Consider the following 14,815-nt stretch of genomic DNA (forward strand, 5'->3'; position numbering starts at 1 on the left):
CGGTGTGGGCTGTTCGAGTGCTGTTCAGCTCGGCGCTCGCCCCCGGTCGTGCCGGTGCGGTCTGCTGGTGCGCTGAGGTTCCGGGGTGATCGGGAGGGCGCATGAGGTCGCGCGGTCTGGTGCTGGGGCTGTCCGGTGCGGTGCTGGCGGGTGCGTTGACCGCACCTGCCGCGAGCGGTGCGCCGCTGCTGGGTCCACCACCGGTGGAGGACCTTCCCGGCGCGTCCGCGACCGAACGCGGCCCGGTCAGCGTCCGCTCCGCCACGGCGAGGGCGGCGGGCCCGGACGGTTTCGACACGTCGCGGGAGACGTCCGAGGTGGCCCCGGGGCTCACGTTGACCGAGTTCGACCGGTACGAGCCGGAGGGCTGGGTGCGCGGTGACGTGCTCGCCGCGGACCTGGCCGGGTCCGGGTTGCGACCGGAGTACTTGAGCCCTGGTTCGGCGTCGGCGCGCGCTCCGCTTTCCGAGCAGCTCGGCGGCGCGGTCGCCGGGGTGAACGGGGACTTCTTCGACATCGACGCGTCCGGAGCTCCGCTCGGTGCCGCGATGTCGGGTGGTGAGCTGCTCTCCGCGCCGTCCGGCGGGCACAACGACGTCGCCGCGGTCGGCGGCTCGGCGGGGCGCCTGATGCAGGTGTTCCTGGCCGCCGAGCTGATCCGCCCGGACGGCGGGACCGTGCCGATCACCGATCTGAACTCCCCGCGCGTCGCCACCGGCGGCATCGGTCTCTACACGCCGTACTGGGGCGCGGCGTCCCGGAAGTCCGCAGTGGACGGTTCGGCGCCGGTGCTGGAGGTGGAGCTCGCGGGCGACGTGGTGGCCCAGGTGCGACCCGCCCCGGCGGAGGGGCCGATGCCGCCGGGTGCGGTGCGGCTGCTCGGCACCGGCGCCGGAGCCGCCGCGCTCGGCTCGCTGCGGCCGGGCGATCGGGTCTCGGTGCGGTACCGGCCGCGGACGGACGGCCCGGTGGACGTGGCGATCGGCGGCAACGAAATGCTGCTGCGGAACGGGGAGGTGCAGCCCGTCGACGACACCGCCCTGCACCCCCGCACCGCGGCGGGTTTCTCCGCTGACGGAACCCGGATGTGGCTGGTCACCATCGATGGCAGGCAGGCCGACAGCCGCGGTGCGACGGAGCGGGAACTGGCCGAACGGCTGCGGGCGCTGGGGGCGTCGGACGCGATCAACCTGGACGGCGGTGGTTCGTCGACGCTGCTGGCGCGCGAGCGCGGCGCGGACGAGGCGGACGTGCGCAATGCGCCGTCGGACGGGGAGCTGCGCCCGGTGCCGAACGGCATCGGGTTCGCGACCGCCGCGGGCAGCCGCCGGTTGCGCGGGTTCCGGGTCGAGCCCGATGGGGAACGGGTGCTGTCCGGGCTGTCCAGGGCGGTGGCGGCGCACGGCCACGACGAGACCGGGGCACCGGTACCCGCGGATCCCGAGTGGTCGGTGTCGCCGGCCGCGGCCGGCCGGGTGGACGGGGGAGTGCTGCGCGCGGGTCACCCGGGCACGGCCACGGTGACGGCGAGCGCTCCCGGCGCACGCGGTTCGGCGGAGCTGGCCGTCTTGGGCCCGCCGGCGTCGATCAGCACCGATGTGCGGCGGGTGGAGCTGCCGGACGCGGGCGCGCGGGGGCGCTTCCAGGTGCTGGGCCAGGACGCCGAGGGCTTCCGGACCTGGGTGGAACCGGTGGACGTGCGGTTGGAGTACGACCGCGACGCGGTGCGGATCGAACCGGACGGTGCCGGGTTCGCGGTGACGGCGCTGTCGGACTCGGCGACTTCGGCGGTGACCGTCCGCGTCGGTGACCTGACCGCGCACCTCGGCGTCACCACCGGTTCTCGACCGGAGCCGCTGGCGCCGCTGGACGGTCCCGGGGGGTGGGAGGTGTCGGTGTTCCCGCAGCAGGTGGCGGCGTCGCTGCACGAGGCACCGGGGCACGCGGGCACTCCCGGTCTGGCCTTGGACTACGCGTTGACGGGCGCCACGACGACCCGAGCCGCGTACGTGAACGTCACCGAGCCGCTCCCGTTGCGACCGGGAACGCAGCGGCTCGGGATGTGGGTGAACGGCGATGGCCGCGGCGCGTGGCTGCGCGGTTCCGTCGTCGATTCCGCTGGGGTGGCCACGACGGTGGATTGGGCGCGCAACGTGGACTGGACGGGGTGGCGCTACGTCGAGGCACCGCTGCCCGCCGGGGTGTCCGGATCGCTCCGGTTGCAGCGGATCTACGCGGTCGAGCCGGACGGTGCGCGGCAGTACTCGGGGCGGTTGGTGTTCGACGAGTTGACCGCGCTGGTCGCCCCGGAGGTGCAGGTGCCGGTCGACGCGGAACCGCAGGACCCGTCGGTGGTGCGGGATGGGACGTTGCCGCCTGTGCCGGGCGCGTCCCGGATCGCGGTGGTCAGCGACGCCCAGTTCACCGCCGACGAGCCGGACGGTCCGCTGGTGGCGGCCGCTCGGCGTTCGTTGCGCGAGGCGGTGGCGGCGCGGCCGGACGCGCTGGTGATCAACGGTGATCTGGTGGATCGGGGGACCGCGGCCGATTTCGACCTGGCCCGCCGGGTGATCGAGTCGGAGGTGGGGGATCGGGTTCCCTGGTACTACGTGCCGGGGAACCACGAGGCCTCGGGGCCGGGGGACCTGCGCGAGTTCGCCGCCGAGTTCGGGGCCACCCACCAGGTGGCGGATGTGGCCGGGACTCGGGCGGTGTTGCTGGATTCGTCGGCGGGCTCGTTGCTGGGCGGCGGGTTCGGCCAGGTGCGGATGCTGCGGTCGGCGTTGGACGAGGCTGCGCGGGATCCGGCGGTGCGTTCGGTGGCGGTGTTCCTGCACCACCCGCCGCGCGATCCGGGCCCGACGGACGCCTCCCAGCTGGAGGATCCGAAGGAGGCGGAGCTGCTCGGCCGGTGGCTGGCCGATTTCCGGCGGGATTCGGGGAAGCCCGCCGTGCTGGTGGCCGGACATGCCGGCACCTTCCACTCCTCCACCGTGGACGGGGTGCCGCGGCAGGTGAACGGCAATGCGGGCAAGCGGCCTGCCACGGCCCCGGACGCGGGTGGTTTCACCGGGTGGAGCCTGCTGCGGATCGATCCCGGCGACCGGCGCGACCCGGTGCGCTGGGAGACCAGGCCGCGCGTCGACCGGATCGAGCTGCCGGTGCCGCCGGTGGTGGCGGGTGGTGCTGCGCCGGTGGCGGCCACGCTGCTGCAGGAGGACCGGGTGGTGCCCGTGCGGTACCCGGTGAGCGCGGACTGGTCGGGCCGGTCCGTCCACATCGGACCTGCCGCGGAGGTGGGGCCGGGTGCGGTGGCCGCGTTCGATCCGGGCACCGGGGTGCTCACCGGGCTGCGTCCGGGGCGGGCGGAACTGAGCGTGATGATCAACGGGGTGAAGAAGTCCACCGTATTCGCTGTCACCCGGAGGTGAGTTCTTCCTGCTATACCGGGGAGTTCTTCCACAGGGCGCCGGTTCGTCCACAGATCTGAAATCCACCCTGCGGCGGCTCTGCCGGTTCTCCCGATGTTCTGGGTATGACCACTCCGTTGAACGCACGCATCCACCTCGGCGACGCGGGCGAGATCCTCGCCGCCGTTCCCCACCTGCTCGGGTTCACGCCCACCGATTCCCTGGTCCTGCTGGGCCTGCGCACCGAGGGAGACACCGGGACGTTCTGCCTCACGCTGCGGATCGACCTGCCACCGCCCGAACACCGCAGGTCGGTGATCGAATACCTCTCGGCCGGTCCGATGGTGCGGCGGGGCGCGACCCGCGTCATCGTCGTGGCCGTCGGACCGGGCGGGGGCGGTGGCCACGGCCCGCCGGACGGTGAAGCCGAGCCGTCCGCCGCCGACGCGGGCCCTGAACCGGACGGCGGCGCGCGACCCCTGTCGGAGCCCGAAGTGGACGAAGCGGTCCCGCACCGCGAGCTGATCCTGCTGCTGCGGGACGGATTCGCCGCGGCGGGCATCGACGTGCTGCACGAGATCTGGACCGACCGGCTCGTCGCGGGCAGCCCGTGGCGCTGCTACGACGACCCGCCCTGCCGCGGCGAGGTACCGGACCCGAAGCGCACCGCACTCGGCGCCGCGATGGCCGCGTCCGGCTCGGTCACCTTCGACAGCCGCCGCGAGCTGCAGGGCCTGGTCGCCCCCGAATCCGAGCGGACGACCGCCCGCTGGTCGGCCCGGCTGAACGGCATGCTCGACGACTCCGAGCGGGAGGGGGGCGACGTGCACGAGGACGTGGCCACCGCGCTCGCCGGGATCCGCCGGACGGCGGCGGGGGAGGCGCTGACCGAGGAGGACCAGCTGCGAATCCTGCTCGCGCTGAACGACCAGCGGGTGCGCGACCTGTGCCTCGGCGTGGCGCTGGGCGAGCAGGCGATGGCCGCGGAGCAGCTGTGGCTGAGCCTGGTGCGCAAGGCGCCGGAACCCGAGGTCGCCGACGTGGCCGCGCTGCTGGCCTTCTCCGCCTACCTGCGCGGCGAGGGGGCCTTGGCGAGCGTCGCGCTGGAGCGCGTGGAGGCCGCCCGGCCCGAGCACTCCCTGGGGTCCCTGCTGCGGCAGGCCCTCGAACGGGGCATTTCACCGAAGGAACTGGGCGAAGTGGCCAAGGACGCGATGAGCGACGCCCAGCTCATGATCGAAGCGGAGGAGTCCTGATGAGCGCCGCGATCCGGCACCGCTCGGCGGCGCGCCCGCGGCCGGGCCGGCCGGTGCCCGATCGCGCGGCGACCGGGCACCGGCGGGCGTCAGCTCTGCTCGCGGGCCCGGGTGAACTCCCAGGCATCGCGCACGATGACCGACAGGTCGGCCAGCTTCGGCTTCCAGGACAGTTCTTCGCGGGCGCGGTCGCTGGCGGCCACCAGCGTCGCCGGGTCACCGGCGCGCCGCGGTGCCACCGCCGCCGGGATGGGGTGGCCGGTCACCTCGCGGCAGGTTTCGATCACCTGCTGCACCGAGAAGCCGGTGCCGTTGCCCAGGTTGTAGATCCGGTGCTCGCCGGGCCGCGCGTTCTCCAGCGCCAGCAGGTGCGCGTCGGCGAGGTCGGTGACGTGGATGTAGTCGCGGACGCAGGTGCCGTCCTCGGTGGGCCAGTCGGTCCCGTACATCTGCACCTGCTCGCGCTTGCCCAGTGCGACCTGCAGCACGATCGGGATCAGGTGCGTCTCCACGGCGTGCCGCTCGCCGAACGAGCCGTGCGCGCCGGCAACGTTGAAGTAGCGCAGGCTCACCGCGCCCAGTCCGTGCGCCGTGGCGTAAGAGCTGATCGCGTGGTCGATGGCCAGCTTCGTCGCGCCGTAGGTGTTCGTCGGCCGGGCCGGGGCGTCCTCCGGGATCGGCACCACGTCCGGCTCGCCGTAGGTGGCGGCGGTGGAGGAGAACACCAGCCGCGGCGTGCCGTGCTCGCGGACCGCCTCCAGCAGCCGCAGCGAGGTGACCACGTTGCCCTGCCAGTACTTGTGCGGGTCCTCCATGGACTCGCCGACGAGCGACTTCGCCGCGAAGTGCAGCACGCCGTCGTACCCCTCGGCCAGCAGATCACCGGCCGCTTCCGCGATGTCGGCCCGCACGAAGGTGGCGCCCGGCGGCACCGCGTCGGCGTGTCCCGTCGAGAGGTCGTCGACCACGGTCACCTGGTGACCGTTCTCCAGCAGCCGTGCCGCGCACACGCTGCCCACATATCCCGCACCACCGGTGACGAGGAGCTTCACGGAGGTTCTGCCTTTCCTGGTACGTCCAACTCGAAGGCCCCGCCGTGCCGCGGGGCCGGATCAGCGGTCGCGGCCCGCTCCGGCGGCCGGAATCGCGGTGAACAGCCGCGGCGCCGGCAGGTCCTGCTCGGCGTAGGAGTCCAGCACGGCCTGCCCGATCGCCTCCCGGTCCTGCGCGCGCACCAGCGCGATCGCCGAGCCGCCGAAACCACCGCCGGTCATCCGGGCGCCCAGCGCACCGGCTTCCAGCGCGGCGTCCACCGCCACGTCCAGTTCCAGGCAGGAGATCCGGTAGTCGTCGCGCATGCTCACGTGCGAGGAGGTCAGCAGCGGTCCGATCGAGGCGAGCTCCCCGGCGTCGAGCGCGGCGACGGTGGACACCACCCGTTCGTTCTCGGTGACGACGTGGCGCACCAGGGGCCGCAGCTCCTCCGGCAGCACCTCGAGCGCGCCGTCGAGTTCCCCGATCGACACGTCGCGCAGCGCCTTGACCCCGAGCAGGTCCGCCGCGTGCTCGCAGCCGCGCCTGCGCTCGCCGTAGCCGGATTCGCTGTGCGAGTGCTTGGCGCGGGTGTCGATCACGAGCAGTTCGAGGCCGACGGAGGCGGTGTCGAACGCGATCTGCTCCAGCTCGCCGGAGCGCACGTCGAAGAACAGCGCGTGCGATTCGGTGCAGCTCAACGAGGCGGTCTGGTCCAGCAGGCCGGTGGGGGCGCCGACGAAGTCGTTCTCCGAGATCTGCACCCAGCGGGCGATGTCGGCGGTCGCCGGGGCCTCCGGCCCGTCGGCGGGGCGCCCGGCCAGGTCGAGCAGCGTGAGCGCCACCGCGCACTCCAGCGCGTGCGACGACGACAGCCCGGCCCCGGCGGGAACGTCGCCCGCGATGACCAGGTCCGCCCCGGGCACCTCGACGCCCTGCCCGCGCAGCGCCCACGCGACGCCGGAGGGGTATGCGGCCCACCCAGTCTGCGCGCCCGGCGCGAGCGCGTCCAGCGGGGTCGACTCGGCCCGGTGCAGCACGCCGTCGTCGCCCAGCGTGGCCACCGACAGCACTCCGTCGGTGCGCGGCGCGGCGGCCACGGCGATCCGGTGCGGCAACGCGATCGGCAGCACGAACCCGTCGTTGTAGTCGGTGTGCTCGCCGATCAAGTTGACCCGGCCGGGTGCCGACCAGGCGACCTCGGGAGCGCGTCCGTGCTCGGAGGTGAAGGCCTCGGCGGCGGTCTCGGCGGGGCTCACCGGGCGCGGACCAGGACGGCGTGGGCGATGCCGGGCGCGAGCTGGGTGCTGCCCTTGGGGCCGTTCACCTGGATCGGCTTGTTCACGCCGGTGACCGGCACGATCTTGATGTTCTCCGAGGGCATCAGGCCGACTTCCTTGAGCTCGCTCATCACGTCGGGGTCCAGCTGGACGTGCTCGGCGATCCGGCACACCACGGCCTGGCCGCCACCGTTGCGGGCGATCTCGTCGACCCGCTTCAGATCGGACTCACCGATCGCCGCGGTCGCCGGTTCGGCACCGAGCTCTTCGAGGCCGGGGATGGGGTTGCCGTACGGGGAGGTGGACGGGTTGCCGAGCAGCGCCACCAGCTTGCGCTCGACCGCCTCGCTCATCACGTGCTCCCAGCGGCAGGCCTCGTCGTGCACGTGTTCCCACTCCAGGCCGATCACGTCGACGAGCAGCCGTTCGGCGAGCCGGTGCTTGCGCATCACGCGGACGGCGCGGGTGCGGCCTGCCTCGGTGAGCTCCAGGTGCCGGTCCTCGGCAACGGTGAGCAGGCCGTCGCGCTCCATCCGGGCCACGGTCTGGCTCACGGTCGGCCCGCTCTGCTCCAGGCGTTCCGCGATGCGGGCGCGCAGCGGGACGACGCCCTCCTCCTCCAAGTCGTAAATGGTGCGAAGGTACATCTCGGTGGTATCGATGAGATCGTTCACGCTGGCTCCCCGATTTGCGGTCCCACCTGTGATTCTAGTCCCGGTGCCGTACCGCCGGTCGGTGGCTTCCGAGCAGGCGTTTCCGCCGCCGGAGCATGCTTTCGGCCCCTTTCCCGAGTCGTTCCGTCCCCGAGCAGTCCAGGAGGTCCGATGGATCCGCTGATCAGTGCAGACGATCTTGCCGAGTCGCTGGCGGGCGCGCGCCCACCGGTGCTGCTGGACGTGCGGTGGAGCCTGCTCGGGCCACCCGGCCGGGAGGACTACGAGCGCGACCACCTGCCGGGCGCGGTGTTCGTGGACCTGGACACCGAACTCGCGGCCCCTCCCGGCCCCGGCGGCAGGCACCCGCTGCCCGCCGCCGCGGATCTGCAGGTGGTGCTGCGGCGGGCCGGGGTCACCGCGGACCGCGAGGTGGTGGCCTACGACGCCGCCGACGGTTCCGCGGCGGCGCGGGCCTGGTGGTTGCTGCGCTGGGCCGGGCACCCGCGGGTCCGGGTGCTCGACGGCGGGTACCGGGCGTGGGTCGACGGCGGCCACCCGGTCACCGCCGAGGTGCCGGAGGTGGCGCCCACCGACTACGAGGTGGTGCCGGATTCGCTGCCGGTGATCGGTGCCGACGAGGCCGCCCGGCTGGCCGCGGAGGGGCGGCTGCTCGACGCCCGCGCCCCGGAGCGGTACCGCGGTGAGGTGGAACCGGTCGACCCGCGGCCCGGCCACATCCCCGGGGCGCGCAACGCCCCGTTCGCCGACAACGTGACCGCGGACGGGACCTGGCGGACGCCGGCGGAGCTGGCGCGTTCGTTCGGCGAGCTCGGGGTGGACCGGGAGACTCCGGTCGGCGCCTACTGCGGTTCCGGGATCACGGCCTGCTCCGCCCTGCTCGCCCTGGAGCACGCGGGTCTGAGCGGGCCGGGGAATCCGGCCGCGCTCTACGCGGGTTCGTGGTCGCACTGGTCGTCCGACCCGAACCGGCCGGCGAAGACGGGGGACGCTCCGGGCTGACGTCCGGGACGGCGAGCACGGCGGTGCCGCGGTGTGTCCCGGGACACTGTGAGCGCCGCCACGGGCCGGGTAGCGTCCGGCGCATGGGCAACCAGTGCGCGGTGGTGTGGGACGAGTCGGTCCTCGGCTACGACCTCGGTGGTGAGCACCCGCTGCACCCGATCCGGCTGGACCTCACGATGCGGCTGGCCAGTTCGCTCGGGGTGCTGGACGGTGTGACGCCGGTGCCGCCGCGGCCGGCCACCGACGAGGAGCTGCTCCGCGTGCACCGCCCGGACTACCTGGCGGCCGTGCGCGCCGCACCGACCGCGGCCTGGGACATCGGGTACGGGCTCGGCACCGAGGACAACCCGATCTTCGACCGGATGCACGAGGCCTCGGCGCTGGTGGCCGGAGCGTCGATCACCGCGGCCGAGCAGGTCCTGTCCGGGAAGGCCGATCGGGCGGTGAACCTCGCCGGCGGGCTGCACCACGCGATGCCGGAGCGGGCCGCCGGGTTCTGCGTCTACAACGACTGCGCCGTGGCCATCGCCTGGCTGCTCGACCAGGGCGTGGAGCGGGTCGCCTACGTGGACGTGGACGTGCACCACGGCGACGGGGTGCAGAAGACGTTCTACGACGACCCGCGGGTGCTGACCGTCTCGCTGCACCAGCACCCGATCACGCTGTGGCCGGGCACCGGCTTCGCCACCGAGACCGGCGGCCCCGGGGCGGAGGGGACCGCGGTGAACGTGGCGCTGCCGCCGGGTACGGGAGACGCGGACTGGTTGCGGGCGTTCCACGCCGTGGTGCCGTCGCTGCTGGATGAATTCCGCCCGCAGGTGCTGGTCACGCAAGCCGGAGCCGACGCGCACCGGGAGGACCCGCTCGCGGACCTGGCGATGTCGGTGGACGGCCAGCGCGAGAGCTACCACGCGCTGCGGGGCCTGGCGGAGCGGTGCGCCGGTGGCAGGTGGGTGGCGCTCGGTGGTGGTGGCTACGCGCTGCACCGGGTGGTGCCGCGCAGCTGGACCCACCTGCTGGCGACCGCGCTGGACCGGGACCTGGATCCGGCGACGGCGTTGCCGCCGGAGTGGCTGGCGCACGCCTTGCGGGTGGCGGGGAACGTTCCGCTGCCGACATCGTTGACGGATGGGGAGGACCCGACCTTCGTACCCTGGACGGGGGTGACCGAGTCCACGGTGGACACTGCGATCCGGGACGCGCGGCACGCGTTGTTCCCGTTGCACGGTCTGGACCCGGCCGATGTCCGCGACTGACCTCGGCGGCGCACGCGCACCCGCACCGGCGGCGCAGTGCGCCCGGCCTGCTCGACGCCGGTGCGGTTGAGAGGGTGCTGGCTGATGGGCGGGTCGAAGCGACGCGGGACGAGCGGCGGCGGTCGTGCGGCCGCGGACCGGGGCGGTGCTCGGCCGGAGCCCGGCCGGCGGGCGGACCTCGGGACGGGCGACCAGCGGCCGGACCAGTCCAAGCCCGACCAGCCCGGCTCAGCCGACCAGCGCACCCCGCCCGACCAGCCCGACCAGCCCGACCAGCCCGACCAGCCCGGCAAACCCGGCAAACCCGGATCGCCCGACCAGCCCGGCCGGGCGGAGCAGCCCGCCCAGCCGCGCCCAGCCGGCCAACCCGCCTCGGCGGCCGACGCCGCCCCGTCCGGCCAGCCCGCCCGTCCCGGCGAGCCGCCCCGCGCGGGTCAGCGAGGCGACTCGGACCGGCCGGATGCGCCGCCCACCGGCGACGGCAAGCCGTACCCGCGCAGCTGGGAGGCCGACGTCGTGCTCTCCGACGGCGGCACCGTGCACCTGCGGCCGATCTCACCGGACGACGCCGACCAGCTGATCTCGTTCCACAGCAGGCTCAGCGACCGCACCCGGTACTTCCGCTACTTCGGCCCGTATCCGCGGATGCCGAAGCGGGACGTGGAGCGGTTCAGCACCGTCGACCACCGGGACCGGGTGGCGCTGGTGGCGCTGCTGGGCGACGACATCGTGGCGGTGGGGCGCTTCGACCGGCTCGACGACCAGGACTCGGCCGAGGTGGCGTTCGTGGTGCAGGACCAGCACCAGGGCCGCGGCCTCGGTTCGATCCTGCTGGAGCATCTGGCGGCGGCCGCCCAGGAGCGCGGGCTGCGCCGGTTCGTCGCGGAGGTCCTCGCGGAGAACTCGGCGATGGTGCGGGTCTTCCGGGACGCCGGCTACCAGGTGCGGCGCGCGATGGAAGAGGGCGTCGTGCACTTGGAGTTCGACATCGACCCCACCGAGGAGTCGCTGGCGGTGGCCAGGGCCCGGGAGCAGGCTGCGGAGGCGCGCAGCGTGCACAACCTGCTGCACCCGCGGTCGGTGGCGGTGATCGGCGCCTCCACCGACCACCGCAAGATCGGGCACGCGGTGCTCGTCAACCTGCTGACCGCGGACTTCGCCGGCCCGGTGTACCCGGTGAATCCGGAGCACCGGGCGGTCCGCGGCGTGCGGGCCTACCCGTCGGTGCTGGACATCCCGGACGACGTGGATCTGGCGGTGGTGGCGATCCCGGCGGCGGGCGTGGACGAGGTGCTGGACGCATGCCTGGCCAAGGGCGTGAAGGCGCTGGTGATCGTCAGCTCCGGGTTCAGCGAGTCGGGACCGGACGGTCGCGCGATCGAACGCCGCATGGTCCGCGCGGCGCGCGTGCACGGCATGCGGGTCGTCGGCCCGAACGCGCTGGGCGTGGTCAACACCGATGCCGGCTACCGGCTCAACGCGACCTTGGCGCCGCGGTTGCCGGGGTCCGGGCGCACCGGGTTCTTCTGCCAGTCGGGGGCGCTGGGCGTGGCGATCCTGGCGACCGCGACCGAGCGGGGCCTGGGCCTGTCCACGTTCGTCTCGGCGGGCAACCGCGCCGACGTCTCGGGCAACGACCTGCTGCAGTACTGGCAGACGGACCCGGCGACGGACGTGGTGCTGCTGTACCTGGAGTCCTTCGGCAACCCGCGCAAGTTCGCCCGGCTGGCCCGGCGGTTGGCCCGGACCAAGCCGATCGTGGTGGTGAAGTCGGGCCGCAACGCGGTGCGCCCCGGGCTCGCGGCCACATCGGTGCAGGTGGACGAGACGAGCGTGCAGGCGCTGTTCGAGCAGGCCGGGGTGATCCGCGTCGAGTCGGTGGCGCAGATGTTCGACACGGCGCTGCTGCTGGCCCACCAGCCGCTGCCCGCGGGAGAGCGGGTGGCGATCGTCGGCAACTCCTCGGCGCTGGGCATGCTGGCGGCGGACGTCGCGCAGGCGGAGGGCCTGCGGCTGGCGGGTGAGCCGGTGGACGTCGGCGCGTCGGCGAGCCCGGAGGAGTTCGCCGCCGCGGTGCGCGCGGCCGCGCTCTCCGACGACGTGGACGCGCTGGTGACGGTGTTCGTGCCGCCGGTCGCGGTGCCGGGCACCGCTTACGCGAGGGCGTTGCGGGAGGCCTTGCAGGAGGCCGCGGTCGCGGCGACGAAACCGGTGGTCACGACGTTCCTGGCCGCCGAGGGTGTGCCGGACGAGCTGGCGGTGCCGGGGCCGGACGGTTCGGCTGGCTGGGGTTCGGTGCCGTCCTACCCGAGCCCCGAGCGGGCGGTGCTGTCGCTGGCCAGGGCGACGCGCTACGCGCGGTGGCGGGCCGCGCCGCAGGGGCACTTCGCCCGGCCGGAGGGCATCGCGCCGGAGCGGGCGCGGCGGCTGGTGGAGGCCTCGCTCGGGGACGGTGAGGTGCGGCTCAGCGACGAGCAGTCGGTGGAGCTGCTGGGGCACTACGGGATCGAGCTGGTGCCGTTCCGCCGGGTGTGCAACGAGGCGGACGCGGTGGCCGCGGCGACCGAGCTCGGTTTCCCGGTGGTGTTGAAGGCCGCCGACGACCAGTTGCGGCACCGCGCGGACCTGGTGGGCGTGCGGCTGGACCTGGTGAACGCGGACGCGGTGCGGGCGGCGTACGCGGACCTGCTGCGGGTGTCGGACACCGCGGAGGTGTACGTGCAGAACATGGCAGGGCGCGGGCATTCCTGCGTGATCGACCTGATGGACGACCCGTCGTTCGGCACGCTGGTCTCGTTCGGACTGTCCGGTGTGGCCAGCGAACTGCTGGGGGACAAGGCGTACCGGGCGGTTCCGATGACCGATGTGGACGTGGCGGCGCTGGTGCGCTCGCCGCGCGCGGCACCGCTGCTGGCGGGCTACCGGGGTGATGAGCCCGCGGATCTGGCGGCGCTGGAGGACCTGGTGCTGCGGGTGGCGACGCTGGTGGAGGACCTGCCGGAGGTGCGGGAGCTGACGTTGCAGCCGGTGCTGGCCTCGGCGCTCGGCGTGCGGGTGACGGGAGCGCGGATCAGCGTGGGGCGTTCGGCCGCGGTGCCGGACACGGGTCCGCGCAGGCTGCGCTGATTCCGCGGCGGGGGTCCGCGAGTCCGGGGCGGGATCGCGGACCGCGCGCCTGACTCCCGGCGCCCACCTCTCCGAGACTCACCCGTACCGTTATTCTGTGCGCGCCGAGGAAGCGAGGACGGGAGCCCGGGAATGGCCGACCTGACGTTGACCGAGCTGGGCGAGCTGCCCGCGGGCGAGCACCGGCTGACCGTCCGCGCCTGCGCCGCCGAGGACCCGGCCGCCCCGGCCGTCGTCCTGCTGCCCGCGATGGGCGTCCCCGCCTCCTACTACCTGCCGTTCCTGCGCGAGCTGCACGAGCGCGGCTGCACGGTGGTGAGCGTCGACTGGCGCGGCCAGGGCACCGCGCCGCCGCGCGCCGACCGCAAGATCCGCTTCGGGTACCAGGACCTGGTAGACGACGCCGCCGCCGTCGTGGACCTCGTGGCGCGCGAGTTCCCCGCCGCGCCGCGCTTCCTGGTCGGGCACAGCCTCGGCGGGCAGATCGCGCTGCTGCTCGCCGCCGCGGACCCGAGCCGGGTGCGGGGGGTGACGCTGCTGGCCTCCGGTTCGGTGTGGTTCCGCAGCTTCCCCGGAATGCAGGGCTGGAAGAACCTGGTGGCGACCCAGTTCGTCGCCGCGGTGAGTTCGCTGCTCGGCTTCTGGCCGGGGGAGCGGCTCGGGTTCGGCGGCCGCCAGCCGGCCGGGATCATGGCGGATTGGGCCCGCCAGGGGCGCACCGGCCGCTACCGCCTCGGCGGATCGGACTTCGACTACGAGCGGGCGTTGCGGGAGCTGGACGTCTCGCTGCTCACGGTGAGCGTCGAGGGCGACGAGCTGGCCCCCGCGTCCTCAGTGGATCACTTGGCGGCGAAGGCGGTGGCGGCGCCGCGCACCCGGCGGCACTACTCCTGCGAGGTGGCGGGCGCGGCGAAGCTCGGCCACTACGCGTGGGTGTACACCAGCGGGGTGCTGGCGGACTGGATCACGGGCTGGGCGGCAGCGGCGACCGGGACCACCTGGCCCGGTTCCGCAGGTGCCGACGTGCGGTGAACTCGGACCGGTTCGACGCGGACCGTTCACAGTGAATGCTCCTGACCAGCGAAAACGGTGGCCCTAGCGGCGGATTCCACAGTGTCCGCCCAAAAGATCCCGGATCCGCGCAACCCGGCGCGGACCGGGCTCCGTCTACCGGGCATGAAACGCCTACACACCACAGTGGGCGCGGGCGTGCTGCTCCTCGCTTTCACCGCCTGCGCCGGACAGCAAGAAGACGTCGGATTCGGCGGGCAGCCGCCCGCCCCTGAGCCGGCCGCCCCGGTGCAGCCGAAGCCCGAGCAGGAACGAACTCCCGTGCCGGAGAACCTGATCAAGGCCGAGAGCCAGTCCGGGACCACGGTGCCCCGGGTGTGGACCCAGGACGGCGGTTCGGCCGTCGTCACCAACGGCCAGGAAGGCGGTTGCAGCAAGGTCCACGCCGAAGTCGCCGACCAGAACGCCCAGCAGGTGAAGGTCGTGCTGGTGAACGAGACCCCGGATCCGCCGGGGATCTGCACGATGGATCTGCGCTACCCGCCGGTGGCCGTCCAGTTGGACGAGCCGCTGGGCGAGCGCACCGTCGTGCTCGAAAAGCGCGAGGTGAAGGTTCCGCGTTGATGAGTTCGACGTGCTGACCTGCGCTTCGCAGGCACTTCTCCCGTAGGAGGTGGGGCTCCTACGGGAGAAAGTGCGTGTCCCCCCACTGTGGTGTGCCACGGCCGGCGGTTCCCGGAAGGGAGCCGCCGGCCGTCGCCGTTG

The 14,815-nt window shown here is 73.8% G+C and carries 10 protein-coding genes; 7 read left to right on the forward strand and 3 right to left on the reverse strand.

The features are described from left to right. Nucleotides 1–101 precede the first annotated feature (101 nt). Both LCD33_RS04430 and LCD33_RS04435 read left to right on the forward strand, forming a co-directional pair. Nucleotides 102–3,431 (forward strand): phosphodiester glycosidase family protein, encoded by a 3,330-nt coding sequence (locus LCD33_RS04430; protein ID WP_224966428.1) that lies wholly within the window; start codon nucleotides 102–104, stop codon nucleotides 3,429–3,431. 104 nt (nucleotides 3,432–3,535) lie between these two features. Continuing rightward, nucleotides 3,536–4,666 carry a DUF4192 domain-containing protein gene (locus LCD33_RS04435; protein ID WP_224966429.1) on the forward strand — a complete coding sequence of 377 codons (1,131 nt, stop codon included), beginning with the start codon at nucleotides 3,536–3,538 and terminating at the stop codon, nucleotides 4,664–4,666. 89 nt (nucleotides 4,667–4,755) lie between these two features. On the opposite strand, the gene galE is transcribed toward LCD33_RS04435, so the two are convergent. From galE to LCD33_RS04450, 3 genes are read right to left on the reverse strand one after another with little or no spacing between them, the layout of a single operon-like run. Beyond that, on the reverse strand, nucleotides 4,756–5,718 hold the full coding sequence (galE, locus tag LCD33_RS04440) for a UDP-glucose 4-epimerase GalE (RefSeq protein WP_224955379.1): 963 nt from the start codon (nucleotides 5,716–5,718) through the stop codon (nucleotides 4,756–4,758). Nucleotides 5,719–5,778: 60 nt separating this feature from the next. Further along, nucleotides 5,779–6,957 carry a galactokinase gene (gene galK, locus LCD33_RS04445; RefSeq protein WP_224955380.1) on the reverse strand — a complete coding sequence of 393 codons (1,179 nt, stop codon included), beginning with the start codon at nucleotides 6,955–6,957 and terminating at the stop codon, nucleotides 5,779–5,781. After that, nucleotides 6,954–7,652, reverse strand: a complete 699-nt coding sequence (locus LCD33_RS04450; protein WP_224977541.1) for a metal-dependent transcriptional regulator — start codon at nucleotides 7,650–7,652, stop codon at nucleotides 6,954–6,956. The genes galK and LCD33_RS04450 overlap by 4 nt, the downstream gene beginning before the upstream one ends. 150 nt (nucleotides 7,653–7,802) lie before the next feature. On the opposite strand from LCD33_RS04450, the gene LCD33_RS04455 reads away from it, so the two are divergent. The 5 genes from LCD33_RS04455 to LCD33_RS04475 all read left to right on the forward strand — a co-directional run bounded on the left by LCD33_RS04455 (nucleotide 7,803) and on the right by LCD33_RS04475 (nucleotide 14,674). Next, nucleotides 7,803–8,654: a sulfurtransferase gene (locus LCD33_RS04455; protein WP_224955382.1), complete on the forward strand. Its 852-nt coding sequence runs from the start codon at nucleotides 7,803–7,805 to the stop codon at nucleotides 8,652–8,654. Between the two features lie 83 nt (nucleotides 8,655–8,737). After that, nucleotides 8,738–9,913: an acetoin utilization protein AcuC gene (locus LCD33_RS04460; protein ID WP_224955383.1), complete on the forward strand. Its 1,176-nt coding sequence runs from the start codon at nucleotides 8,738–8,740 to the stop codon at nucleotides 9,911–9,913. Between the two features lie 84 nt (nucleotides 9,914–9,997). Continuing rightward, nucleotides 9,998–13,039: a bifunctional GNAT family N-acetyltransferase/acetate--CoA ligase family protein gene (locus LCD33_RS04465; protein WP_224977542.1), complete on the forward strand. Its 3,042-nt coding sequence runs from the start codon at nucleotides 9,998–10,000 to the stop codon at nucleotides 13,037–13,039. A gap of 132 nt (nucleotides 13,040–13,171) precedes the next feature. Continuing rightward, nucleotides 13,172–14,071 (forward strand): alpha/beta fold hydrolase, encoded by a 900-nt coding sequence (locus LCD33_RS04470; protein ID WP_224955385.1) that lies wholly within the window; start codon nucleotides 13,172–13,174, stop codon nucleotides 14,069–14,071. Between the two features lie 177 nt (nucleotides 14,072–14,248). Then, a complete protein-coding gene (locus LCD33_RS04475; protein ID WP_224955386.1) occupies nucleotides 14,249–14,674 on the forward strand; it encodes a hypothetical protein in 426 nt (141 codons plus the stop codon). Nucleotides 14,675–14,815 lie beyond the last annotated feature (141 nt).

This window comes from Saccharopolyspora sp. 7B, assembly GCF_020177435.1.
Lineage (GTDB): Bacteria > Actinomycetota > Actinomycetes > Mycobacteriales > Pseudonocardiaceae > Saccharopolyspora_C > Saccharopolyspora_C gregorii.